This window comes from Aliiroseovarius crassostreae, from assembly GCF_001307765.1.
GTDB classification, from domain to species: domain Bacteria; phylum Pseudomonadota; class Alphaproteobacteria; order Rhodobacterales; family Rhodobacteraceae; genus Aliiroseovarius; species Aliiroseovarius crassostreae.
In genome coordinates this window covers 22,339-47,167 of the sequence record NZ_LKBA01000010.1, presented here as the reverse complement: position 1 = coordinate 47,167, position 24,829 = coordinate 22,339, and the positions used below count along the sequence as shown (strand labels likewise).

Genomic DNA, 24,829 nt, shown 5'->3' with positions numbered 1-24,829 from the left:
CTGGTCAGCCGCGGTTTCCCCTCGATCGGCTGCGCCCCCTGCACATCCGAGGTGAAACCGGGTGAGGACCCGCGGGCGGGCCGCTGGCGCGGTGCGGAGAAAACAGAATGCGGCATCCCGATGTCGGTCGTGTTGGTCGAGATGAGGCCATCCTGCGCAGCATCAATCACAGCTTGATCTGTAATGGCAGTTGCCAGAGCGTCGTCCTGCGCAGCATCAATCACAGCTTGATCTGTAATGGCAGTTGCCAGAGCGTCGTCCTGCGCAACATTTTCCGCGTTAAACTGGTCGATTACACCAGCATTTATTTCAGCACTGTCACAGCTTGCGTCGCCAGCAAGAGTACAGTCGATCGCCGCTACAGGTGCCGACTGCGCCAAGGCGCCAGTTGTAGCACTCATCAAAAGCCCTGCTGTCACTGACAAAATACGTAAGTTCCAGCTCCAGTTACAGTTACAAGTCATGTCTTCTCCAAGGTTAAAATCAGTAACACGATGTTTATTCTTCATATTTACGATAATTGAAAGGAGAATCTTATCCCGCTTCAGAAAGATTTGAGGTGCCCCTGGTGTGCAAGATATTTTGCTATGTTTACGGATTGGATTGTTGAAAATACAACAGCCGATGGCAGCTAAGACTTAGGCTCAGGCCTCATAACCAAAACATAACTGTTGCGGCGAGAGCGATGGCCGAGGGGAAGACTTTGGGGCATCTGTCATATCGGGTGGCGACCCGCGGCCAATCCTTCAGACGCGCGAACATGATCTCGATCACTGCCCGGCAGTGCATTGCGCAGCAATGTCACGAGAGGGGCGATTGCGGCGCTTGTAGCGGCGTTTGTCGTATTTGATGGGTTTCTTTCGTGCCTTTCGGCCCGGGATGCAGGGCCTGATCCCCTTGTCTTGCAAGGCTTCGCGGAACGCATTCGCGTCAAAAAGCAATAAACTGCCGAGTATTCAATACGGGTGGTGGCCAAATTCTATTGCGGTTAAGTTGGGGCAATCTATCTTGTCTGATGCCTTCTGGTGACTGGAATTCTGCCGTGACACGCCTGCACTCTGCTATTGGATCATTGGTGCTGGGCACCGGCTTTTTGCTTGGACTGGCATGGCCCGGACTGGCGTTGGATCAGCTTACGTTCAAAGTGACAGGCGCGTCGTCTGAGCTTCGGGACAGTCTGAAATCCGCCTCTTTGCTGGAACAGGCCCACCGGGCGCAGAACGGCACCCCACGAGAGCTTTTTGCCGCAGCACTTGCTGATTATGGCCGCCTGACCGAGGCCCTCTATGGCGAGGGCTATTATGGTGGCGTGGTCCAGATCCGGGTGGACGGACGAGAGGCGGCGGATGTCCCGCTTTTCTCAGTGCCCAAACAAATTCAGCGTATCGACATACAGATTGACCCCGGCCCGCTGTTTCGCTTCGACAAGGCAGGGGTGTCGCCGCTGGCCCCCGGTCACGCCCTGCCGGAGAATTTTCGTGCAGGCAAAGTGGCGCGAAGCGGCGAGGTGCAGATTGCCCTTGATGCGGCGGCCGAGGCATGGCGCGATGCCGGGTATGCCAAGGTCGGGCTGGCGGCCCAGACGTTGCGGGCAAACCACGCCACCCGAAAACTGACCGCCCTCCTAAAGCTTGATCCGGGGCCGAAAGTGCGTTTTGGCGCATTGGTTCAGCAAGGCGAAAGCGGTGTGCGGGCCGCGCGCATTCAGCGGATTGCCGGCCTGCCGACAGGGGACGTGTTCTCCCCCGCAACCCTGCGCAAGGTGGCGACGCGTTTGCGGCGCACCGGGGCGTTCGCCTCGGTATCGCTGAGCGAAGGGGACGTCCTAAGGGCTGGAAATGTGATGGATATCGGCCTGTCTCTTGTGGATGAAAGGCCTCGCCGTTTCGGGGCCGGGGCAGAGCTGTCCACGTTGGATGGCCTGACCCTGACAGGGTTCTGGATGCATCGAAACCTCTTGGGTGGGGCAGAACGTTTTCGCGTGGATGGAGAGGTCAGCGGGATCGGCAGCGTGGATGGTGGGCTGGATTACAGGCTCGGCGCGCGTCTGGACCAACCGGCCACGTTCGGCGCGGATACAAACGGGTATCTGCTCGCCACCCTGTCCTATGAAGATGAACCGGGTTTCATTTCGCGGAAAGTGGAATTGGGGGCAGGCGCCAGCCGGATCTTTTCGGACAGTCTGACAGGCGAGCTGGGGGTCGGGCTGAGCTATGCCGAAACCACCGATTTCAAAGGGGATCGCCGGTTTGTTCTGCTGACCCTGCCGGGGGCGCTGACATGGGACCGGCGCGACAATGAGTTAAACCCGACCGAAGGCTTTTATCTGCGGGCAGATGCCAAACCTTTCCTGTCGCTCGAAGGGGAGGGGGCCGGGCTGTGGGCGCTGACGGATGCCCGCGTGTTTCATGCGCTGGATACGGATGCCCGCTATGTGCTGGCCGGCCGGATGCAGCTGGGAGGGGTTTTTGCAGGTGCGACGGGCCACATACCACCCGATTTCCTGTTCTACTCCGGCGGGGGCAATTCCGTGCGGGGGCAACCCTATAAATCTCTGGGCGTGACCCGAAACGGAAAAATGACAGGCGGTCAGGGATATCTGGCCCTGTCGGCTGAAATGCGGGCGGACGTGACGGATAAGATCGGCGTTGTCGGCTTCTTTGATGCGGGTCACGTGGGGGATGACGGGTTTTTCCAAGGGAAAGACAGCTGGCATTCCGGGGCAGGTCTGGGGCTGCGATACCAGACCCCAATCGGCCCGCTGCGACTGGATCTTGGGGTGCCGGTGACAGGGGACACTGGCAGCGGGCTGCAACTCTATCTCGGGATTGGACAAGCATTTTGAGGCGCATTCTTCTCATATGGCTGGTGACCGTGCTGCTGCCCGGTCTGGCATGGGCACAAGAGGCTCGTTTGCAGTCGGAACTGGATGACCGCGGCTATCTTCAGGCGTTTCTGGAGGACAACCTTTCGGATGTGGGGCGCGATATTCGCATCATCGGCTTTGAAGGGGCGCTGAGTGCCAAAGCCAAGGTGGCCCAGATCACGGTTGCGGATGAAAAGGGGATCTGGCTGACATTGAACGAGGTGGGGCTGGGCTGGAACCGGACCGCAGTTCTGGGGGGGGTGCTGGATATTTCCGAGCTTTCCGCCGAGGAAATCCTCCTGACCCGCCGCCCCATCACAAGCGATGAGGCCCCCTCTCCCGAGGCAACCGGGTTTTCCCTGCCGGACCTGCCGATTTCAATTGATGTGGAGAAAATTTCAGCCTCTCGGATTGTCATCGGGGCCGAGGTGTTCGGTCAGGCGGCAACCATGTCTTTGCAGGGCGAGGCACATTTGTATGGGGGCAGCGGGTCTGCTCGGCTTGTGCTGGAACGTGAAGACGGAGTGTCTGGGCAGTTTTCGCTGGAAGGGGCGTTCACGAATGCCACCCGCGAGTTGACGCTGGACCTTGATCTGTCCGAAGCGCCGGATGGGATTGCGGCCAATCTGATCAACCTGCCGGGGCTTCCTTCCGTGGATATGCGTGTAAGCGGTAGCGGGCCGTTGACAGATTTCGTGGCCGATATCCAGTTGTCGACCGATGGTGCGGAACGGTTGGCCGGTCAGGTGAAGCTGGGTGAAGATCAAGAGGGCCTGTCACAGTTCAAGGTTGAGCTGGCAGGGGATATCGCCCCCGTCTTCCTGCCGGATTACCGCGCGTTTTTCGGAGACGAGATCAGCCTGACCAGCCTGGGGCATCGTCAGGCCAGTGGCGCATTGGTTCTGGAACAGCTGGCACTGTCTACCCGGGCCTTTTCCATGCAGGGGCACGCAGCCCTGTCCCCGGACGGCTGGCCTGATCAGGTTGAGCTGAGCGGGCAGCTTGCAGGGAACGCGGATGGGCGGGTGCTTTTGCCTCTGCCGGGGGAAAAAACCTATGTGAATGCGGGTGACTTTTCCCTTCAATATGATCGCAGCGAAGGTCAGGACTGGCGGTTTCGCGTGGCCTTGGATAGGGTGGAACAGGCGGATGTTTCACTTGAATCCGCGGCAATCGTCGGTCGTGGACAGCTTGGGCCTGCGACGGCGGGCAAGACGGGATATGCGTCCGGTGATTTGTCCGTCACCCTTGCAGGGCTTACCTTTGTTGATCCGGCTCTGACCAAGGCGATCGGGTCAAAGGTAACGGGCAAGCTACAGGTCGACTGGCATGAAGGCGCGCCCGTGGTCCTGTCCGGGCTTGATCTGACCAATGGGATTGCCCGCCTGCAGGGCGAGCTGATTGTGCGGGATTTCGCGTCGGGATTGGTGGTTAAAACCCGCCCGGCGCTCTTGTTGTCGGTATCCGATCTTGCGCCATTTGACCAATGGGTCGGGCAGGATCTGCGCGGTGCGGCCGATCTGGTGCTGACCGGGCAGGCCAACCTTCTGGGCGGCGCGTTTGACATGCGACTGGTTGGGACCGGAGAGGCGCTTGCCTTGGGGCAGCCGCGTGTGGATCCCCTTTTGGCGGGGCAGACCCGGCTGGAAGTCATTGCGGTGCGCGATGCTGAGGGGCTGCGCCTGCAAAAGGCGGATATCGTTTCAGACCACGCCTCTTTCCATGCCAGTGCGGATCTGAAAACCGGGGCCTCAAAGCTGGATTTTTATGCGGAGGTCAAACAGGTCGCGGTGGTGGATCCCGGCCTGACCGGTGCCGCCACCCTGTCAGGTACGGCCCAACAGACCCAGGACCGTTGGGCCCTGAATGCCGATGGCGAAGGCCCCGGTGGGGCGACGCTTATGTTCTCGGGTATCGTGGCGACCAAAGACGGTGCGCCAGAGCGTATCGAGGGACAGGTGACAGGGCGCATTGCCCGTTTGGCAGACCTGCAGGGGGTGATTGGCCAACCGGTCTCTGGCGATATTGAGCTTTCGGCGCAGGGTAATATGGCGGTGGAAAGTGGCGCGTTTGACGTGTCGCTCGATGGGACCGGGCGCAACCTGTCCATCGGTAATGCCATGCTGGATCCGCTGACCCTCGGGAACAGCCAGCTGTCGTTTGCCGCGCACAGAGAGGCCGGGCAACCCATCCTGTTAGATGACCTGCGCCTGACAACGCGAGAAGTGACGCTGATGGCAACCGGGGAAAGTGGCGACAGGGGGCATTTGCTGCGCTTTGACGGGCGGTTGCGGGATCTGGGCCTGTTGGCGGAGGGTGTTTCGGGGCCCGCAGTGGCGCAGGGCACCGCCCACCTGAACGGTTCGGAATGGGAGATTGAGATTGACGGGCAGGGCCCGAACCAGGCGGATATCAAGGCAAGGGGGAGGGTTGCGTCTGATGCGTCGCGGGCGGATCTGGATATTGACGGATCCGTGCACATGGCGCTGCTGAACCCGCTGATCCGGCCACGCGTGATGACCGGCACGGCGCAACTGGATCTTTCCTTGACGGGACCTCTGGCCCTGTCTTCTCTGACCGGACAGGTGGATGTTGAAAATGGGCGGCTGATCCTGCCGCTTTACAATGTGTCTTTGAACCTGAACCGGGCGCAGGCCCGTCTGGCCAATGGACAGGCGCAGGTGGATGTTCTAGCCGCAGTGCAGTCAGGGGGAACGCTGACCGCTCAGGGCAGGTTGGGCCTGTCCGCCCCTTATCAAGCGGATATGCAGATCCGGGCCGATCAGGTGCATCTGAGTGATGGCGTTCTTTATGATACGACGGTGAACGGTAAGGCCGATCTGGCTGGCCCGTTGCGGGGGGGCGCTCAATTGAGCGCCAAACTCACCCTTGGCACAACTGAAATCCGTATTCCGGAGGCGGGACCAAGTGCTGTGCCAATCATGGCTGACCTTGAGCATGTGAACAGGCCCGCGGCGGTGACGCGGACATTGAAAAACGCTGGCATGATATCCGAGCCGGGCGAAGATCAGACCGGTCTGGTGTATCCGCTCGACATTACCATTGACGCCCCGTCCCGGATTTTTGTGCGGGGCCGAGGTCTGGATGCCGAACTGGGGGGGCGGTTGCGCATTACGGGCACAAGTGCAGATGTCGTCCCGCAGGGACGGTTTGAGCTGGTGCGGGGGCGGCTGGACATTCTGGGCAAACGTCTGACCCTGACCACGGGGCAGGTCGGGATGCAGGGCAGCTTTGATCCGATGCTGTATTTCGTTGCTACAAGCCAGGCGGATGTGGCGGATGTGTTTATCACCGTCGAGGGGCTGGCATCCGCGCCGGAAGTGCGGTTCTCCGCGGTGCCGGATCGCCCGCAGGATGAGGTGCTGGCCTTGTTGTTGTTTGGTCGGGACATTACCCAGATTTCCCCGCTTCAGGCGCTGCAGATGGCAGCGGCGGTTCGAACCTTGGCAGGTCAGGGGGGGGACGGGGTTGTCGCCAAGCTGCGGGGATCCTTTGCCCTTGATGATCTGGATGTCGCGACAGATGAAAGCGGCGTGACCAATTTGCGCGTTGGCAAATACATCTCGGACAATATCTATAGTGACGTAGTTGTCGGATCCGATGGCACCAGCGAGGTGAACCTGAACCTGAATATCAGCCCCTCGGTCAAGGCGCGAGGTGGGGTGCGGTCAACCGGCGAAAGCACGCTTGGGATCTTTTTTGAGAGCGATTACTGATATTTAAAGCGTTTCGGGATAAACTTGAGGCTCATGTTTGTTCCGAAACGCCCACGACATTGATATCTCTGACAGTGTTTCGACTTTCCCCTGTCTCAGGTTAAAGTCGAAACGCTTTAACCCCTGTTCAGTCGGGCGATCCCATATCTGACAAGTGAAACGGGCCGCCAAAAGGCAGCCCGTTCCATTGGGGAAATCAAGTCGGATCAGCTCAGATCAAACCGATCCGCATTCATGACCTTGACCCATGCGGTCACGAAGTCTGCAATGAATTTCGCCTCGGCATCTTCTTGCGCGTAAACCTCTGACAGCGCACGCAATTGGGAATTGGAGCCGAACACGAGATCAACGCGGGTGCCCGTCCATTTCACCTTGCCGGTTGCCCGATCGCGCCCTTCAAACAGGGCTTCGGTTTTGTCCGTGGCGGACCAGGATGTGGCCATATCCAGCACATTGACAAAGAAGTCATTGCTCAACGCGCCGGGCCGGTCGGTGAAGACGCCATGCGTGCTGCCGCCATGGTTTGCCCCGATCACCCGAAGCCCCCCAACCAGCACGGTCATTTCCGGTGCGCTCAGGGTCAGAAGCTGCGCTCGATCCACCAGGAGCTCTTCGGCAGAGACGGAATAGCGGGCTTTCTGGTAATTGCGGAACCCATCTGCCACCGGCTCCAGCACATCGAAACTCTCCGCATCGGTCTGATCTTCGCGGGCATCCATCCGACCGGGCGTGAAGGGCACGTCGATTGTGTGGCCTGCCGCATGGGCCGCCTGCTCCACGCCAACAGACCCTGCCAGCACAATCACATCAGCCAGCGAGATCTTCTTGCCGCCGGTGGTGTTGGCGTTGAATGCGCTGCGGATGCCCTCAAGCACATCCAGGACACGAGACAGGTTCTCCGGTTCATTCACCTCCCAATCTTTCTGAGGGGCCAGACGAATGCGCGCGCCATTGGCGCCACCCCGCATATCGGACCCGCGATAGGTTGAGGCCGAGGCCCAGGCGGTGGTCACAAGATCGCGGGTGGACAGGCCAGCGTCTGCAATCTTCGCTTTCAGCGCCGCAATATCGGCCGCATCGACCAGCGGGTGATCGACTGCTGGGATCGGGTCCTGCCAGATCAGATCCTCTTTCGGCACATCCGGCCCAAGGTAGCGCGTTTTCGGTCCCATGTCGCGGTGGGTCAGCTTGAACCAGGCCCGCGCAAACGCATCGGCAAAGGCCTCGGGATCCGCCAGGAACCGCCGGGCAATTGGTTCGTAGACCGGATCATATCGCAGAGAGAGGTCCGCCGTGGTCATCATCGGGCGATGCTTTTTCGCAGGATCAAATGCGTCTTCAACCATGTCGGTGTCGTCCACATCCTTGGCCAGCCACATATTGGCCCCGGCCGGGCTTTTCACCAGTTCCCAGTCATATTTGAACAGAACCTCAAGATAACCCATGTCCCAGGTGGTGGGTTTGGGCTTCCATGCGCCCTCGATACCGGATCCGATCGCGTCGCCCGCCTTGCCGGAGCCATGGCTACTGGTCCAGCCCAGCCCCATTTCCTGCAGGCTGGCGGCCTCGGGTTCCGGCCCGACAAGGGCTGCATCCCCTGCGCCATGGGCCTTGCCGAACGTGTGCCCCCCCGCAATCAGGGCGACGGTTTCTTCGTCATTCATCGCCATGCGGCCAAAGGTGTCGCGCACGTCAAAGCCAGAGGCCACGGGGTCAGGATTGCCGTTTGGGCCCTCCGGGTTCACATAGATCAGCCCCATTTGCACAGCAGCCAGCGGGTTTTCCAGGTCACGGTCACCAGAATAGCGCTCATCGGCGAGCCACTCGCCTTCGGCCCCCCAGTAGATATCCTCTTCCGGCTCCCAGATATCCGCGCGGCCACCGCCAAAGCCGAAAGGTTTCAGCCCCATGGAGTCAATGGCCACATTGCCCGCCAGAATGAACAGATCCGCCCAGGACAGGGCGTTGCCGTATTTCTGTTTCACCGGCCACAGAAGGCGGCGGGCCTTGTCGAGGTTCACATTGTCCGGCCAGCTGTTCAGCGGCGCAAAACGCTGGTTCCCGGTGTTGCCGCCGCCGCGCCCGTCAGCCGAACGATATGTCCCGGCCGCGTGCCAGGCCATGCGCACGAACAGCGGGCCATAATGGCCATAATCGGCGGGCCACCAGTCCTGACTGTCGGTCATCAGGGCGGTCAGATCGGCCTTGACCGCTTCCAGGTCCAGCCCTTCAAAGGCTTTGGCATAGTCAAAGTCATCGCCCATCGGGTTCGACTTTGCACCATGCTGGTGCAGAATGCGCAGGTTCAGCTGTCCCGGCCACCAATCGCTGTTTGACCGCGTGCCGGTTGAGGTTGCGCCATGGGCCACCGGGCATCCTGCCTTGGCATTTCCGTCCATCATTCTCTCCATTCCTTGACCATGAATTCCGGGCTGAAATTGCCCGTGACAGGATCAGGCTAGGGGGAGAGACTGATAAAGGGAAATTGCCTTTCTCAATCGCTGTGATAAGTTTATATTATGATTGATATCACTCTGAGAAAGCTGCGCTATTTCGATGCGCTGGCCCGCACCGGGCATTTTGGGCGTGCAGCGGAAATCTGCGCGGTTTCCCAGCCAGCCCTGTCTGTTCAGATCAAGGAGTTGGAGGAGATGCTGGCCACGCCGCTTTTTGAGCGCAGCCCGCGTCACCTGCGCCTGACCCGGTTCGGGCAGACCTTCCTGACCCGTGCCCGCGAGATCCTGCGCGCGGTCGATGATCTCGAACAGCTCGCCCGCACCTCGCAGGGGCGACTGGTGGGGTCTTTGCGTATCGGTATTATTCCGACCATTGCGCCTTATCTTTTACCGCGGATCATCCAGCGTCTCAGCACGGAATATGATGAGGCGGAGATCCATGTGCGGGAAACGCAGACCTCAACCTTGATCAAGGAGCTGAAAGAAGGGCGGATCGACATGGCGATCCTTGCGCTGCCGATTGCTGATCCCGCTTTTGCCGAACTGGCCCTGTTTGATGAGCGTTTTGTCCTTGTGCGCCCGGAAGGGGAGGCCCGGACCCCGGTGCCCAGCCCGGAGAAGCTTCGGGAAATGCGCCTGCTGCTGCTGGAAGAGGGGCATTGTTTTCGTGATCAGGCCCTGTCCTTTTGCAATCTGCCAACCGGTGCGGTGGGCGGGGGCCGTGTTGAGTTGCGGGAAATGCTGGATGGCAGTTCCCTTGCCACTTTGGTGCAGATGGTCGGGGCAGGCATTGGCGTGACGCTGATCCCGGAAATGGCGGTATTGGTGGAAACGGCCTCGGCCCCCGTATCGGTGGCGCATTTCCCGGATCCACAACCCTCGCGCACGATCGGGATGATCTGGCGGAAATCCAGCCCGATGGGGCCGATGTTTCATGATATTGCCCAGACCGTGCGGGACTGCGCGCAGTTGGGGGCTGCGCCCGGCAACGAAAGCGGTGCGCGACTTTGACCTGAGACAGAGAAACGCCGAAATGCCGTATGAGACCTCAAGGTTAGGTGCAGAATACGCGTCTTATGGGTCTGTCTCTATTCCCTTTGCCGGTGCAATGTGGCAATTCTAACCTCAGCACCCGCCGGGATCCGTTCACGTCACATCCGGATCTTATCACCCTTTGCCCAACCTCTAGAAAGCAAGAGAGTTTTTCATGTCTGCAAAACGCATCGTTCTGTCCAGCGACCACGCGGCCATCGACCTTCGTCAGGCCGTGGCCAAACATATTGCGGAACAAGGTTACGAGGTGGTGGATATTGGCCCGACCACACCCGAAAGCACCCATTATCCGAGACATGGCGCAGCTGCGGCTGAACGTGTAGCATCCGGAGATTGCGATCTGGGCATCATCTTTTGCGGCACCGGGCAGGGGATCATGATGGCGGCCAACAAAGTGCCGGGCATTCGCTGCGGGGTCTGTTCCGACAGTTTTTCGGCCCGGATGATCCGCCAGCACAACAATGCGCAAATCCTGTCGATTGGGGCGCGCGTTGTCGGTGAAGGTCTGGCACTTGAGATTGTGGATGCGTTTCTTGGGGCCGAGTTCGAGGGCGGCCGTCATGCCACCCGTGTTGACATGATCGAGGCCCCCGGCACGGACTGACAGGTTCTTCAGCTGCGCCATTCAACGGTGAGTGGCGTGGCTTTGCTGTTCTTAAAGGGACCGGGGTTGGCCAGGAGGGATTGCCTGTATCCTAAGGCGCCAGGGCCTGTTACGAAAAGACAGCAAAAAACCTCGTAAAATAATAGCAAAACTTGATCATCAGGTCATTGTTTCGCCACCATTTTCCCACCAAATTTCCTGTCTGGTTTTCCATCTTTCCCATGGGTATTGGGGAAGGGTGAAGAGCTATGAGTGGGTATTTCTCAGGCGGCCAGTTCATCAGTGTTGACATGACTTTGCATGACGCTCTGGCGCCGGGCATTGAAATCTCTGGTACCGGGTCGGATCTGGATATTTCGGTCCACCTGTCGGGCGGAAACACAAATCTAAACTACAGCTTGACCAACGGAACGCTGAGCCTGCTGGGCACTGAGCTTGAGCAAGGCGGCTATACCAAGTTTGATCTCGGGAGCAGCCAGATCTGGCTCTACCATGCCGACCTTCTGCGCATTCGAGACGGTATTGGAACCCAAAACCGCTCGGAAATGCTGTTTCACAATCAGGAAGGCTGGAGTGGCAACCGGGCCACCGTGATGATGTTACAGGTGGGTGGGGAAGATATTTTGCTGGCATCGCGGCATGGCATGTCGGGCTTTGCGAGCTTTTCCATGGATGCGGATGGGCTTCTGTCTCCTCTGGCCTCTGTCAGTGACAATGCGCAAAGCTATGCGGCGGATGTCTATCTGATGGCCAGCGCCGAAATCGGCGGGCGAACCTTTGTCTTTACGGCGTCGCAAAGTGAATCCGGGATCAGCAGCTATGAACTGAAATCCGATGACAGCATCACCTTGACCCACAGTATCGGAGCGGCCGAGGGGGTGGGTATGAACGCGCCCAACGTGATGCTGGTTGCCAATGTAAACGGGCAGGACTTCCTTCTGGTCGGGGATGCCGGAACGGATATGATCAAGGTGCTGCAGATCTCGGCCAACGGGGTGTTGAGTGAAGTGCACAGCGTGATGGACAGCACGGACACGCGTTTTGCGGATATCAGTGTCTTGCAGACGATCGAGGTGAACGGCAGAACCCTGGTGCTGGCAGGGGGCAGTGATGACGGGTTGTCGCTTTTTATTCTGACACCGACCGGGCAGCTTGTTTTACTGGATACGATCGAAGATACGAATGCGCTTGGGCTGACCAATGTCACCAATATCGAATTGCGTCTTGATCAGGATGTGATCCACGGGTTTGTCACTTCGGAATCCGTGCCCGGCCTGACCCATATCACAATTGACATCTCCTCTCTTGGGAACGTGCTTGTTGGTGACGGGGGGGCCGACACCCTGACAGGAGGGGGGAAAAACGACATTCTGCTGGATGGGGCTGGGCAGGACGTGCTGACCGGCGGCGCGGGGGCAGACCTGTTTGTCCTGGCTGCGGATGGCGCGCGCGATGACATCATGGATTTTACCATCGGACAGGATCGGGTGGATCTGTCCCGCTGGGAAAACCTTTATTCCGTGGCGCAGTTGGAGATTGTGTCCATCACCGATGGCGCAAGGGTGAGCTATGGCACGGAGGTTATTTATCTGCACACCGTCAATGGTCAGTCGCTGACCTATCAGGATTTCATCGACAACGATCTTCTGGGTCTTTATCGCCCGCCCCCAACCTTCAATCAGCCAAAGATCAGGATGGGCACGACAGAGAATGATCGCCTGACGGGCACTTCCGCTGATGAAAAGCTGTATGGCTTGGAAGGGGATGACTGGCTGGAAGGCCTGGATGGCTCAGACGAGATCGACGGCGGTCAGGGTAATGACACTTTGTACGGCGGAAATGGTGATGACAGCTTCATTGGCGGTGTGGGTAACGACCATGTCTGGGCGGGGAACGGTCGGGATGTTGCGTGGCTTGGGTCCGGTGACGACATTTTCTACGACAATGGACAAAGTGGTGAGAATGGCCGGGACACGGTCTATGGCGGCAGCGGCAAGGACCTTATCAACGGCGACGCTGGCGATGACCATTTTTATGGCGATGGCGGAGATGACACGATTTTTGGCGGGGACGGAGATGACGTTTTGTCCGGCGGATCGGAATGGGATCAGCTTTCAGGGGGCGCCGGAGATGACCGCGTTTGGGGTGGTAATGGGTGCGACCAGGTCTGGCTCGGCGATGGCAATGACACATTCTATGACAATACTCAGACCGGGGAAAACGGGGGGGATTCCGTCTGGGGAGGCAGCGGTTCCGACACCATCCATCTGGGAGGGGGGAATGATCTGGTGTCTGGCGGTGCGGATGCAGATGTTTTTGTCTGGAATACCACACAGTCGACAGGTGAGGATCGGATAACTGATTTCCAGGATGGTCTGGATCTGCTGCAGATGAGTGGTGTCAGTTTTGCCGACCTGACCATCAACCCGACAGCTGATGGTGCGTTGGTGTCCTGGTCGACAGGGTCGGTTCTTTTGCTGGATGAAGACCCTGTGAACATCACCGCAGATGACTTCGTGTTCATCTGAAAGGAGGTGCTGATTAAGTGTTTTTACATGTTTTGGCTGCATAAGGGGTGGTGGTTGCCTGTTGGTAATGAGAACTCTGGAAGGCTTTATTACGATGATCCCCTTTCTGAAACCCAATCTGGACCTGAGCTCATTTGGCGAGCGTCTTTCCGAACTGACGGTTGGCTGGTATTCTAACTTTGGTCCGGTCGAGACCCAGTATTGCGATGCCATGCGAGTGCAGTTTTTCCGCCCCGACCACCACATTGTTGGTGTGAATAACGCAACTGTCGGGCTTTCGGTCGCCTTGCGGATGGTGGATGAAGCCTTTCACGACACGCCGGCAGAAATTGTTCTGTGCCCGTCCTTCACATTTGCAGCGACGGGGCTGGCTGCCCTGTCGATTGGCAAGAAAGTGGTGTTTTATGATCTGGACCGGCAGTTTCAGCCGGATCTGAATCAGATCCTCGGCTTCATGGATGCTCAGGCAGGTGCCCCTGTTTCCCTGATCCTGTATGAAACCTTTGGAAATCAGATTGATCCGGCCATTCTGGACAGTTTGCACGACAAAGGCATCCCTTATGTGCTGGATTGCGCAGCCAGCCTGACCTTGCCGTCAAATCACAAGACACGCCGCCCGAAATGCATTCAGGTCTTTTCGACCCACGCAACCAAGCCGTTCCCCACTATCGAAGGGGGCTTGATTGTGTGTAATGGGGATGAACTCGATCTTCTGCAGATCCGCTCATACCTGAACTTTGGGTTCCGCGGCAGCCGCTGCGCACAGGTGAATGCCACCAACGGAAAGCTTGGCGAAATGCATTCTCTGGTCGGCCTTGGCACAGTGGAACGTTTCCCCGCCCTGATGCGCAGCTATCACGAACGGGCAAACCGGTATCGTGAGCGGTTGCATGACATCCTTGCCCCCATGCCGCAACATGGTCATGAACCGGCCTATCAGTTCTTTCCCTGCCTTTTGAAAGATGGCCTGCCCGCTAAGGACATCATTGCGAAGCTGACCAATCAGGAAGAGTTCGGGACCGGGCGCTACTTTGTACCATGTCTGCACGAACAGCCTGCTTTTTCCGAGGCGACATGCGCGGGGCCATTACATGGCACCCAGTGGCTGGCGGATCATATCATTGCATTGCCGCTCTATTCCTCACTTTCGATGCAGGATGTGGACCGCATTTGCGATCGGGTGCTGGAAGCAGCAGATGCCCGTGTGAGTGTTATGTGATCCCCGCTACCCCTGTCTTTTTCTGCATGCCGTGAGATCGGTGTCATGGCCATAAAACTATGCCCAGCTTTTGACGACACTTGCTGATAGGCTCTCTCCGCCAGAAAGGATTTTCGCGATGGCCAAAACCTCCCCCGATCAAATCTCTCTCGTGTTGAACCAGACTGTCAATGAGAGTGGGGATGCGGCTGCCGGTATTCAGACCACTGCCACCATGTCGGTGGGGGATGAGTTTCGGGGCACACTTGGGAGCTCTGGTGATGCGGACTGGGTCCGGATCTCACTCACCGCAGGTGAAAAATATGTTTTCACCGTTTGGGGCACCGGGGGGAGCGCTGCGGGCGTGGATGACACGACCCTGACACTATACGATGCAAATGGTAGCCAGATCCTTTTCAATGATGATTCTGATGCCTCGAACGGAGTGCGCTTCTCGCAGATCAGCTATACAGCTGCGACCTCTGGCACCTATTATCTGAAAGTGGATAATTACTCCGATACGGATACAGGAAACTATATTCTGGAGGCAGCAACGGATGTGTTCACCGTTGATCAGGTGGTCAATCAGCTGGCTGAGTACGGATGGGGATTTTCCACACCCGTTGCCTTTGATCACACCAACATCACGGTCAACCTGACAGGGCTGACCGCAGAAGGGCGCCAGCTTGCGCTATGGGCCCTTGAGGCGTGGGAAGCCGTATCAACGCTTCGTTTCACGACCACAACCTCCAGCTCTGCCGACATGATCTTTGACGATAATCAGCCAGGTGCTTTTGCCGGGCCCGGGCAAATCAACACAAACACCGGGACAAACACCCAATCAACAGTCAATGTCAGCACAAGCTGGATTAACGCCTATGGGAGCGAAATCGGGTCGTATTCATTCCTGACTTACATGCATGAAATTGGTCATGCCCTGGGATTGATGCATGCCGGACCGTATGATGGGAGCGCAACTTACGGCAGCGACAATACCTATCTCAATGACAGCCTACAGATGACGATCATGTCGTATTTCAACGCAAATACAAATACCTTTGTAAATGGCAGCGAATACAATCCGATCACACCGATGATCGCGGATATCGCGGGGATCTGGCAGCTCTATGGAACGCCTGCAGATATCAACGCAGGGAATACGGTCTGGGGGCATAACTCCAATGTCGGAGGCTATCTGGGGGGAGTTTCGGCAATTCTTTTTGATGGGGGCGCTGACCGGAACCAGATCCTTGATGAAAACGCCCCGATTGGGCTGACAATTGTTGATACCGGTGGTTTTGATACGCTGGATCTCTCGACTGCCAGCGGCACCCAGACCGTCAATATGGCAGCGGGCGGTATCAGCGATATTGGTGGCCTGACCGGCAACCTGGTCATCGCGCAGGGCACGGTGCTTGAGAAATATGTGGGTGGCGCGGGGCAGGATAATGTCACGGGCAATGATGTGGGGAATGTCATCAAGACCGGCGGTGGCGATGACAAGCTCTTTGGTCAGAGTGGCAATGATACGTTGGATGGTGGCGCCGGAAATGACACGCTGTCCGGGGGGGCTGACTGGGATCAGCTGACCGGGGGCGATGGCAATGACCGGGTCTGGGGCGGCGACGGACGTGACAAGGCGTGGCTTGGCTCCGGGAATGATTTCTTCTTTGATAACGCGCAGGCTGGCAGCAACGGTGCCGATACCGTGTATGGCGGTGGTGGCCATGACAAAATCAATGGCGGCGGCGGCAATGACGTTTTCTATGGGGGGGCAGGCAATGACACATTGTCAGGCGGTGATGGTGACGATGTCCTGTCTGGTGGGACTGACTGGGACCAGTTGACCGGTGGAAACGGAAATGATCGCATCTGGGCTGGCAATGGTCGGGACAAAGTCTGGATGGGTGATGGCGACGACATTTTTTATGACAATGATCAGACCGGAACCAATGCGGTTGATACGGTCTATGGCGGTGCGGGCAAGGATCGCATCAACGGCGGCGGCGGAGATGATGCCTTCTACGGTGGTAGTGGCAATGACACGCTGTTTGGCGGCGAAGGCAACGATATTCTGTCCGGAGGGACGGACTGGGATCAACTGTCGGGTGGAAACGGCAATGACCGTGTCTGGGCCGGCAATGGCAGTGATAAAGTTTGGCTTGGCGGCGGCAATGACACGTTCTTTGACAACACCCAGACCGGCAGCAATGGCAAAGATACGGTGTATGGGGGGCTCGGCGACGACACGATCAACCTTGGGGGCGGTGATGACTGGGCCTCTGGAGGCGCAGGGGCTGACACCTTTGTCTGGAATGCGGATCAGAATACCGGGGCCGATCTGATCTCGGACTTCGAGGATGGCACCGATGTTCTTAAGATGGCGAACATCACCTTCGCCGAACTTTCGATTTCGCAAACGGCAAATGGCGCAGAAGTGTCCTGGGACAATGGATCCATCCTGTTGGAGGGGGTCGCGTCCTCCGCCATAACTGCGGATGATTTTGTTTTTGTCTGATCGGATCCCTGCGGGTCGGATATGTGATTTGCGGTGAAACCGGGCCTGTAAACAGGGCGCGTCCGATCCTGATCGTTTGATCCGTTGTCCCCGCGTATTGAGCTTGCACCTCTCTGGTGTTCCGCAGGCGTTTCGAGATAAAATGAAACACATGTTTATTCCGAAACGCCCACAACAATGATATCTCTTGTGGCGCTTCGCCTTTTCCCTGTCTCAGGCTAAAGTCGAAACGCTTTCGCACATCGCCAAAGCAAACTTGAAACGGATTGACCCATGCTGACAGTTGTCGTGACAGCCTACGAATGCGCGGCAACCATCGAATATGTGCTTGATGGGATCCGCTGGCAGAAATTGCCGGAGAATATGCCTGTCAGGATCCTTGTCGGATATGAAAATTCGGCAGACCGAACGCTTGAGGTCTTGAAAACGTGGGAGGAAAAGCTGCCCCCAGAGGGGTCTGTTTCAATGCAGATCCTGATGTCGCCCGGGCAACAGATTATTCATGGGCGTGTCACCGGCCGGGGCAACCTGTTCAACGTGCTGAAGCAGGTGGGCGAGACGCCGTTTCTCGCGTTTTGTGATTGTGATGATATCTGGGTTGATCCAAACAAGATTGCCAAACAGATCGAAGTTCTGAAAGATCAAAAGATTGCTGCTGTCTACGGGCAGACGGCGCCGCCGCAGCGCCAGTTTGATGGGTCCAAAAACCTGTTCTGGCGGGGCAATCGCTACTGTTTTTCAAGCCTCTTGACCCGCGGCACATACCTTCAAAACAGTCTGAAACAACATGAAGAGCTTTTGCAAAAGACCCCGGTCTTTGACTGGATGTTTGCGATTACCCTGCAGCAACAGGGAAAGCTGGTTTGCCTTGCGGATCCAATGGTTGCCTTTGGAGTGCAGGCCGATGAGAAAGCCGGGCCGGTTTCCAGCTGGCACGGCGACAGCGTGTCTGCTCAAAAGCGATACAGTGCCGTTACCGCCAGCCAAATTGCCTTTTCCATGACAGGGATCAGCAGCGCCAGCAGGGTGGGCGCGGCGCTGCTGGCACTTAGGCTTTATTGCGGTTCGAAAAGGTTTATGCGCCGCGCCGTGCGCAGCTCGGACCCGTCCAGATAAGTCTCGCGGTATTTCCGGACAAACCGGCGGTATTTGGGATAGCCCCACATCAGATGCAATGTGGTTAAGGCGAGGTTGACGAGGATCAACGGGTTTTTTGTGCGCTTCAAGGCTTTTAGCACCTCATTGCGATAAATGCGTAGGTTTTGATACCAGCCCACCCAAAGTGCCGTTTTCTTCTCTCCGTCATAGAGCTGCATCAGGTCTTCCCGGATCCACAACCGGCTTCTGAGCTTTTCAAGCTGGGTCAGCGAGGACCAGACACCGGCGCCGGTAATATTATAGGCCGTCATCGGACGGTCCATATACCGGCATTTGCCATGCTCCAGGAAATAGAGCGCAATGCCGTAATCGGTGAAATACGGTTCCTTGAAGCGTTCGGGAACGGTTCCCATCGGGAAAATCCGGCGATACATGAAGCTGTGCAGGAAGAAATACTTGTCTCCTGATGCCACCGCGTCAAACGTAACCTCATTGTCGCGTTGTCGGGTTTCCAGATGACGCCGCAGAAACCGTTTGCCACGCCAGATGCCTGTATCGTGGCAACAGGCCACATACTCTTCTTCCTGATCGAGGAAAGAGGCCTGAAGGTCCAGTTTGCGCTCGTCCATGTAGAAATCATCACCGTCGATAAAGGTGATGAACCGGCCGCGTGCCTTGGTGATCAGATCACTATGCAGATGGCGGGCCGTGGGATATCCAAGCCGATAGGTGTTTTCAAACCGTGGAGCTTCGTAAAGGCGCACGATATGCGGCGCGAGTTTTGCGACGCGTTCCAGCAATTTAATGGTGCCATCGGTGGACCCGTCATCGCCCACGATGATCTCAAAGGTGAATTTTGTGCGCTGGGTCAGGATGCTTTCAATGCAGCGCCAGGCCGTTTTGGCGTGGTTGTAAGTGGTGACGATAACCGAAATATCAACGGCATGGCCGTCGTATTTGACGTCTGCAGGAGCGGTTTGGGCCGGGGTCGCTGGGATCATGACTGATGCCCCTCTTCGTCACGGATAATTTGCCGGATTTCTTCAATCTTCGGTGCGTATGGCTTGCTGCGCGGTGCGATGCGCCGCCGCTTTTGATAGGCGCCAGCAGGCGCAGTTTCGGTCGATTCCATCAGATAATCGACCAGTCGCGTGACCTGCCCGGCGGGTTCCAGTTGCAGAAAATCAAAGATCTGTGCCAGCACAGCTTTGGGGTTGGTGACCAGATCTTCATAATTAAGGCTCAGCACCCGTGATGGGTAACGGGCTTTCAGCAGCGAAGAAATCTCACGGAATTCAGCAATCTTTTCATAGCCGTAAAAGCTGTTTTCATCATTGCCGTTCTTTTGCTCGGCACGCCGCCAGGTGTTTTCCGTCAATTCGTATTGACCAAGTTCGGCAAAGGCGGTCAGCTGGGAGGCGATCAGATCTTCGGACTTGCGATTGAGCAAGATAAGCTGAGCACGCGGCGCGCGCATCCAGTCATTCAAATGGTTGTGAAATCGCACCTGCTTGATCAACATGACAGGTGCCGATCGGCGAGAGACAGATTGGATATGGGTGTCCAGGTCTTCACGGCGCCACTGGCGGATGAAGGGATCCTGTGTGGTGCGCAATTCCGTGGCAAGCGCTTCCAATCCGTCGTGACCAAGATACTCCCCCAGCCGATCCCGATATTCGTAAGACACCAGTGGTTGGTAGCGATAGGAAATGTCCGGATGCCCGGCCAGCAGCATGCCCAGAAGAGAGGTCCCGCTGCGTGGCAGGCCGTGCAGAAGGGCAATGCTGTCATTGCGGTTGCGGGGGAGATGGGGTTGTAGGTTCATCGGTCCCATTCAGCCTCTTCCAAAGTATAGTTGCCCAAGGCGGCTTGCAGGTCTTCGAGTGGATTGCGTGCAATTAGATCCAGAACAGAAAGGAAATTCCCCCACCCTTCAGGTTGCCCCTCCGGGGCCATGCGCAGGAAGCTCAGTTTCAACCCAGCTTCCGAGAAGTCATTGTTGAAGTAAAGCGTCTTGCCGCCGATTGGATTGATGTAATGGGTGCCACCTATGGCTTTGACCAGGCCGATGACCTTGTCAGTTGCGCGCAGGTCCGCAGGCAGGTTCAGATCGCTGGACAGCTCAATTGGTGTTGTAATCCCAAGTACCTCACAGGTTTTGCGCAGGTAGTGGACGTTGATATCGCTGATCCGGCTAGAGGTTGGCATGTCGCGCAGGATATCAAGCACCAGTTTGCGGTTCGGGGTTTTTGCATAGAAGCTTTCAAACTGGCCGATGACCTTGCGTATGTCCTTGGCAAATTGCGGGGCTTCAATCGCGTTGATATGCGCCTCGACAGGGGCCTTTTGCACCGTTACCCGAAAGTATTCGGGAGTGCCGTTTTTCGACAGTCGGTTTCGTGCAATCCACCCCCCTTTGATGAATTGAACATCGTCATGGATGATGAAACGGTCGGTGGCATTTACGTGCTGGAAATACCCGAAATAGGGGAAGAAATATGGCTGCATAATGCCAACAATCATGATGTCACCCCTATGTTCTGCCGTTTCCGCAGGCTGTAGAAAAAAATAAAACGCACATATACAAATTCATGTGGTCTTCTTGTTTTCGGTATCGCCAATAGGCCAACTCTTTTCCCCCGGAACATTCTCATCTGGCAGTCAAAAATAATTTTTGGAGGAAAATAACTGCAATTTTGTTAATTTTTGGGGGAAACCCGCATGGCGACATATAGCGTGGAACTGGGAGGCGCAGATCTCAACAATATCGAGGCCGTCGTTGGCACCATTGCCTAAAGCGTTTCGACTTTAATCTGAGGCAGGGAAAAGTCGAAACGCGGCAAGAGATATCAATGTCGTGGGCGTTTCGGCATAAACATGTGTCTCAAGTTTATCTCGAAACGCTTTAGGGTGGCGGACAGGCAGCCCAGGTTCTGGATCTGTATGACTACGTGAACGATGTCGAATATGCTTTCTATCTTTCAGGGGCGACCCTTCCGGCCCTTTCCAGCACACAGGACCTGCTTGATTTCAGCCCGACCATGATTGGCATGACCACCAGTATGGGGTCGACCTTCTCGCTGATCCTACCGGCGCCCGCCCGTAGTTGTTCAGTGATCTGTCATAAGTGACAGCAGGTATTTACCGTACGTGTTTTTAATGAATTTCTGTGCGCGCTCGTGCAGCAGCTCCGCGCTGATCCAGCCTTTTTCAAAAGCAATCTCATCAGGATTTCCGGTTTGCAGGCCCTGCCGGCGCTCAAGTGTGCGCACGAAGTTCCCTGCATCCAGCAGGCTGCCATGGGTGCCGGTATCCAGCCAGGCATATCCGCGCCCGAGTTTCTTGACCGTCAGAGAGCCTTCGCCGAGATACATCTCCAAAAGCGTGGTGATCTCGAGTTCACCGCGGGCCGATGGGCGCACCTGTCGGGCTCTTTCCGGGGCTGATCCATCCAGGAAATAAAGGCCTGTCACCGCATAGCTGGACGGTGGGCGCTCCGGTTTTTCGATGATCTCGGTAACCTGTCCGGTTTTGTCAAACCCCACAACACCATATCGCTCGGGATCTGCGACGCGATACCCGAACACGGTGCCGCCCTGCTCCTGTGCACTGGCTTCTTGCAGGATGCGCGACAGCTCGTTGCCGAAAAAGATATTGTCGCCCAGAACCATTGCGCTGGGGGCGCCATCCAGAAAATCTTCAGCCAGAATATAGGCTTGCGACAACCCGTCGGGATTGGGTTGTTCGATATAGGTCAGGCTCAGCCCCCATTGGCTGCCATCCCCCAACGTGTTCTTGAACTGTTCTTGATCCTGAGGTGTGGTGATCACAGCGATCTCACGGATGCCCGCCAGCATCAGCGTGGTCAGCGGGTAATAGATCATGGGTTTATCATAGATTGGCAAAAGCTGTTTCGATACGCCAATGGTGATGGGGTAAAGCCGGGTGCCAGAGCCGCCGGCCAGGATGATGCCTTTACGCTGTGTCATGATGAAACCTTCCTGTAAATTTCGGCTTAGGGAGTGATCTTATCCAGATCCCTCAGAATATCGTTGAGCCCCTTGCGCCAGTCTGGGCGGAAATATCCAAATTCCGCAAGGGTGGAGCCGTTGTCGAGTCGAGAGTTCAGTGGGCGTTTGGCAGGGGTCGGATAGGCCGCGCTGGGAATATCCTCGACCTGGCAGGGCAGGCCGGATTGCCGGAAAATCTCACGCGCGAAATCTGCCCAGCTGACGTCAGGGGCACCGGAAATGTGATAGGTCCCGCTTTTCTCGGGGGCGTTAATCAGCTGCCGTGCGACCGTCAGGCAAAGATCCGCGATGTCGGCTGCAGGGGTCGGGCCGCCGATCTGATCGGCGACGATGCTCAGCTGGTCCCGCTCGGCCCCGAGCCGCAGCATGGTTTTGACGAAATTGTTTCCATGCGCGCTGACCACCCATGATGTGCGCAGGATCGCGTGGGGGCCGGCCGCCGCGCGCACCTGTAGCTCTCCCGCAAGTTTGCTGCGCCCATAGGCGCCAAGGGGGGCGGTGGGGTGATCGGTGTGAAACGGCGCCGTTCCTGCGCCATCAAAGACATAATCGGTCGAGATATGAACGAAAGGCAGTCCACGCTTTGCGGCGGCCTGCGCCATGCGGCCCGGCGTGCTGCCATTCACCACAGTTGCAAGTGCTTCGTCCTCTTCGGCCTGGTCTACAGCGGTATAACCCACCGCGTTGATCACCGCGTCGGCATCTGTGGTCTCGATCAGCTGCACACAGGTATCGGGATCTGAAAAATCCGCACTGTCACGTCCGTGAACGTCCAGGATCACTGCACCGGCACGGCGTTGCAGTTCGGTGGCCACCTGACCGGTTTTGCCAAATAGGAGGATTTTCATCTCAGTTCTTTCCCGAAGTCTGCCCCCGTTTTACGCCTTGGTGCCAAGCCGCTGGCCGACCCCCTCGCGATTTTGCAAGGCCTGCCACCAGGAGGTGTTTTCAAGATACCAGTCCACGGTCTTGTCCAACCCCTCCTCAACCGTCACGCTGGGCCGCCAGCCCAGTTCAGTGCGGATCCGTGTCGGATCAATTGCATAGCGGGCATCATGGCCCGGGCGGTCGGTCACAAAGGTGATCTGATCGGCATAAGACCCGGTGTCGCGCGGGCGTTTGCGGTCGAGAATGGCGCAGATGGTCTGCACCAGTTCAAGGTTGGTGCATTCATTCTCGCCGCCAATATTATAGCTGCGTCCATTTTCACCGCGCTGCAGCACGGTCAGCAGCGCATCGGCGTGATCCTCGACATACAGCCAGTCGCGGATGTTGGACCCGTCGCCGTAGATCGGCAGCGGCTTGCCCGCCAGCGCATTCAGGATCACCACCGGGATAAGCTTTTCCGGGAAGTGATAGGGGCCATAATTGTTTGAACAATTGGTCAGGACAATCGGCAGCCCATAGGTTTCATGCCAGGCGCGCACCAAATGGTCCGAGCTGGCTTTCGACGCAGAATAGGGCGAGCGCGGATCATAAGCCGTGTCTTCGGTAAACTGTTCGGACGGGTCCGGAGAGAGAGAGCCGAAGACTTCGTCGGTCGAAATATGGTGAAAGCGGAACCCGTCGGGTTTGCCCTGCCGTTCCCACAGCGCGCGTGCGGATTGCAACAGGTTGAACGTGCCCATTACATTGGTTTCGATAAACACGCCCGGCCCGTCAATCGACCGGTCCACATGGCTTTCAGCGGCCAGGTGCATAATCGCATCAGGTGCATGTTTGGCAATCACGGCCTCAACCGCGTCAGCCTCACGGATATCAACCTTTTCAAAGGTATAAAGCGGGTTGTCCGCCACCGGGGCCAGGTTGTCCAGGCAGGCGGCATAGGTCAGCGCATCGAGGTTGATCACCTCATGCCCTTGTGCCACAGCCTGTCGAACGACGGCTGATCCGATGAACCCGGCGCCGCCGGTGACCAAGAGCTTCATCACGCATCTCCTTCATAGGTGAAAGGGCTGTCAAACTTATCCAGTGAAGGGGCGGTTTCGTCTTTTTCGGAAAGGACGGGGGTGATCCCTGTCAGAGGCCAGTCGATGCCGCAGCTGTCCCATCGCACCGCGCCATCGCATTCGGGCGCGTAGTGATCGGTGCATTTATAGATGATCTCGGTCTCGGGCTCGAGGGTCATGAACCCATGCAGGAACCCCTCGGGGATCCATAATTGACGTCCGTTTTCGAAACTCAGCTCCTGACCGGCCCATTTCCCATAGGTCGGGCTGCCTTTTCGAATATCCACCGCCACATCGAAAAACCGCCCGCGACCGCAGCGCACCAGTTTTCCCTGAGCGTGAGGAGGGGATTGGAAATGCAGCCCCCGGATGGTGCCGACAGTGGTTGAGAGCGAGTGGTTGTCCTGCACGAAGTCTGGCAGGTTGACCCCGGCCGCTTTCAGGGCTTTCTTGTTCCAGCTTTCGGAAAAAAAGCCACGGTTATCGCCAAATCGTGGAGGGGTAAGGACAAGCACGCCATTCAGCGCGGTCTTTGCGATTTCCAAACTCTGCTCCTCTACTCACTCAAACAAAATGGTCTTGCTGGTGCCTACCAAACTGGTCGAAACATGTCATCCTCATTTTCCCTGCCCGGCCTGCGGGTGGGGGACCTGCGCTCACTGCATTTCGGGGATTTTGCCGGGGCGCTTGATCTGTTCTGATCGGCCCTGACAGGTAGGGTGTGGCGGATGGGTTTGAGGATTGCTTGAGGCCAGGGGGAGCTTGCTGTAAGCCGGGGCATATGTGTGGAA

The 24,829-nt window shown here is 57.2% G+C and carries 17 protein-coding genes and 1 pseudogene; 8 read left to right on the top strand and 10 right to left on the bottom strand.

Going from position 1 to position 24,829, the window contains the following annotated elements; genetic code table 11:
- Both AKJ29_RS19695 and AKJ29_RS18850 read right to left on the bottom strand, forming a co-directional pair.
- On the bottom strand, positions 1-401 hold a 401-nt coding region (locus AKJ29_RS19695; RefSeq protein WP_161805411.1), incomplete at its 3' end, for a hypothetical protein.
- A 250-nt stretch (positions 402-651) separates the two neighbouring features.
- Positions 652-935, bottom strand: a pseudogene (locus tag AKJ29_RS18850) (transposase); the annotation flags it as partial.
- A gap of 107 nt (positions 936-1,042) precedes the next feature.
- Here AKJ29_RS18850 and AKJ29_RS11935 point away from each other — a divergent pair.
- Together AKJ29_RS11935 and AKJ29_RS11930 are read left to right on the top strand one after the other, a co-directional pair.
- The gene (locus AKJ29_RS11935; RefSeq protein WP_161805410.1) at positions 1,043-2,845 is read left to right on the top strand and encodes an autotransporter assembly complex protein TamA; all 1,803 of its coding nucleotides are present in this window, start codon (positions 1,043-1,045) and stop codon (positions 2,843-2,845) included.
- Positions 2,842-6,603 (top strand): translocation/assembly module TamB domain-containing protein, encoded by a 3,762-nt coding sequence (locus AKJ29_RS11930; RefSeq protein WP_055191197.1) that lies wholly within the window; start codon positions 2,842-2,844, stop codon positions 6,601-6,603. Before AKJ29_RS11935 ends, AKJ29_RS11930 begins: the two co-directional genes overlap by 4 nt.
- Before the next feature lie 206 nt (positions 6,604-6,809).
- On the opposite strand, the gene katG is transcribed toward AKJ29_RS11930, so the two are convergent.
- Positions 6,810-9,002, bottom strand: a complete 2,193-nt coding sequence (katG, locus tag AKJ29_RS11925; protein WP_055191195.1) for a catalase/peroxidase HPI — start codon at positions 9,000-9,002, stop codon at positions 6,810-6,812.
- 120 nt (positions 9,003-9,122) lie between these two features.
- Between katG and AKJ29_RS11920 the strand changes: the two genes are divergently transcribed.
- From AKJ29_RS11920 to AKJ29_RS11895, 6 genes are all read left to right on the top strand, one after another.
- Positions 9,123-10,070 carry a LysR substrate-binding domain-containing protein gene (locus AKJ29_RS11920; RefSeq protein ID WP_055191192.1) on the top strand — a complete coding sequence of 316 codons (948 nt, stop codon included), beginning with the start codon at positions 9,123-9,125 and terminating at the stop codon, positions 10,068-10,070.
- Positions 10,071-10,266: 196 nt separating this feature from the next.
- Positions 10,267-10,716 carry a ribose 5-phosphate isomerase B gene (rpiB, locus tag AKJ29_RS11915; RefSeq protein ID WP_055191190.1) on the top strand — a complete coding sequence of 150 codons (450 nt, stop codon included), beginning with the start codon at positions 10,267-10,269 and terminating at the stop codon, positions 10,714-10,716.
- A 248-nt stretch (positions 10,717-10,964) separates the two neighbouring features.
- The gene (locus AKJ29_RS11910; RefSeq protein WP_055191188.1) at positions 10,965-13,244 is read left to right on the top strand and encodes a calcium-binding protein; all 2,280 of its coding nucleotides are present in this window, start codon (positions 10,965-10,967) and stop codon (positions 13,242-13,244) included.
- Between the two features lie 67 nt (positions 13,245-13,311).
- Entirely contained in the window at positions 13,312-14,463 is a 1,152-nt protein-coding gene (locus tag AKJ29_RS11905; RefSeq protein ID WP_082392591.1) for a DegT/DnrJ/EryC1/StrS family aminotransferase, read from the top strand.
- A gap of 118 nt (positions 14,464-14,581) precedes the next feature.
- Positions 14,582-16,960 carry a M10 family metallopeptidase C-terminal domain-containing protein gene (locus AKJ29_RS20330; protein WP_055191184.1) on the top strand — a complete coding sequence of 793 codons (2,379 nt, stop codon included), beginning with the start codon at positions 14,582-14,584 and terminating at the stop codon, positions 16,958-16,960.
- Between the two features lie 273 nt (positions 16,961-17,233).
- A complete protein-coding gene (locus AKJ29_RS11895; protein ID WP_055191182.1) occupies positions 17,234-18,076 on the top strand; it encodes a glycosyltransferase family 2 protein in 843 nt (280 codons plus the stop codon).
- On the opposite strand, the gene AKJ29_RS11890 is transcribed toward AKJ29_RS11895, so the two are convergent.
- The 7 genes from AKJ29_RS11890 to rfbC form a co-directional block, all read right to left on the bottom strand.
- Entirely contained in the window at positions 18,016-19,059 is a 1,044-nt protein-coding gene (locus AKJ29_RS11890; RefSeq protein ID WP_055191180.1) for a glycosyltransferase family 2 protein, read from the bottom strand. The two genes, AKJ29_RS11895 and AKJ29_RS11890, sit on opposite strands and share 61 nt — an antisense overlap.
- A complete protein-coding gene (locus tag AKJ29_RS11885; RefSeq protein WP_161805409.1) occupies positions 19,056-19,883 on the bottom strand; it encodes a sulfotransferase in 828 nt (275 codons plus the stop codon). The genes AKJ29_RS11890 and AKJ29_RS11885 overlap by 4 nt, the downstream gene beginning before the upstream one ends.
- Positions 19,880-20,581 (bottom strand): WbqC family protein, encoded by a 702-nt coding sequence (locus AKJ29_RS11880; RefSeq protein WP_055191176.1) that lies wholly within the window; start codon positions 20,579-20,581, stop codon positions 19,880-19,882. Before AKJ29_RS11880 ends, AKJ29_RS11885 begins: the two co-directional genes overlap by 4 nt.
- Positions 20,582-21,168: 587 nt before the next feature.
- A complete protein-coding gene (rfbA, locus tag AKJ29_RS11875; protein ID WP_055191174.1) occupies positions 21,169-22,047 on the bottom strand; it encodes a glucose-1-phosphate thymidylyltransferase RfbA in 879 nt (292 codons plus the stop codon).
- Between the two features lie 26 nt (positions 22,048-22,073).
- Positions 22,074-22,937 (bottom strand): dTDP-4-dehydrorhamnose reductase, encoded by an 864-nt coding sequence (rfbD, locus tag AKJ29_RS11870; protein WP_055191172.1) that lies wholly within the window; start codon positions 22,935-22,937, stop codon positions 22,074-22,076.
- A 30-nt stretch (positions 22,938-22,967) separates the two neighbouring features.
- Positions 22,968-24,017, bottom strand: coding sequence for a dTDP-glucose 4,6-dehydratase (gene rfbB, locus AKJ29_RS11865; protein ID WP_055191170.1), 1,050 nt, complete (start codon positions 24,015-24,017; stop codon positions 22,968-22,970).
- On the bottom strand, positions 24,017-24,583 hold the full coding sequence (gene rfbC / locus AKJ29_RS11860) for a dTDP-4-dehydrorhamnose 3,5-epimerase (protein WP_055191167.1): 567 nt from the start codon (positions 24,581-24,583) through the stop codon (positions 24,017-24,019). Before rfbC ends, rfbB begins: the two co-directional genes overlap by 1 nt.
- Positions 24,584-24,829 lie beyond the last annotated feature (246 nt).

What these genes read in the sequence shown, in the direction of transcription:
- katG (WP_055191195.1), bottom strand. Translation starts at nt 9,002, where the DNA reads ATGGACGGAAATGCCAAGGCAGGATGCCCGGTGGCCCATGGCGCAACC.
- AKJ29_RS11920 (WP_055191192.1), top strand. Translation starts at nt 9,123, where the DNA reads ATGATTGATATCACTCTGAGAAAGCTGCGCTATTTCGATGCGCTGGCC.
- rpiB (WP_055191190.1), top strand. Translation starts at nt 10,267, where the DNA reads ATGTCTGCAAAACGCATCGTTCTGTCCAGCGACCACGCGGCCATCGAC.
- AKJ29_RS11910 (WP_055191188.1), top strand. Translation starts at nt 10,965, where the DNA reads ATGAGTGGGTATTTCTCAGGCGGCCAGTTCATCAGTGTTGACATGACT.
- AKJ29_RS11905 (WP_082392591.1), top strand. Translation starts at nt 13,312, where the DNA reads ATGAGAACTCTGGAAGGCTTTATTACGATGATCCCCTTTCTGAAACCC.
- AKJ29_RS20330 (WP_055191184.1), top strand. Translation starts at nt 14,582, where the DNA reads ATGGCCAAAACCTCCCCCGATCAAATCTCTCTCGTGTTGAACCAGACT.
- AKJ29_RS11895 (WP_055191182.1), top strand. Translation starts at nt 17,234, where the DNA reads ATGCTGACAGTTGTCGTGACAGCCTACGAATGCGCGGCAACCATCGAA.
- AKJ29_RS11890 (WP_055191180.1), bottom strand. Translation starts at nt 19,059, where the DNA reads ATGATCCCAGCGACCCCGGCCCAAACCGCTCCTGCAGACGTCAAATAC.
- AKJ29_RS11885 (WP_161805409.1), bottom strand. Translation starts at nt 19,883, where the DNA reads ATGAACCTACAACCCCATCTCCCCCGCAACCGCAATGACAGCATTGCC.
- AKJ29_RS11880 (WP_055191176.1), bottom strand. Translation starts at nt 20,581, where the DNA reads ATGATTGTTGGCATTATGCAGCCATATTTCTTCCCCTATTTCGGGTAT.
- rfbA (WP_055191174.1), bottom strand. Translation starts at nt 22,047, where the DNA reads ATGACACAGCGTAAAGGCATCATCCTGGCCGGCGGCTCTGGCACCCGG.
- rfbD (WP_055191172.1), bottom strand. Translation starts at nt 22,937, where the DNA reads ATGAAAATCCTCCTATTTGGCAAAACCGGTCAGGTGGCCACCGAACTG.
- rfbB (WP_055191170.1), bottom strand. Translation starts at nt 24,017, where the DNA reads ATGAAGCTCTTGGTCACCGGCGGCGCCGGGTTCATCGGATCAGCCGTC.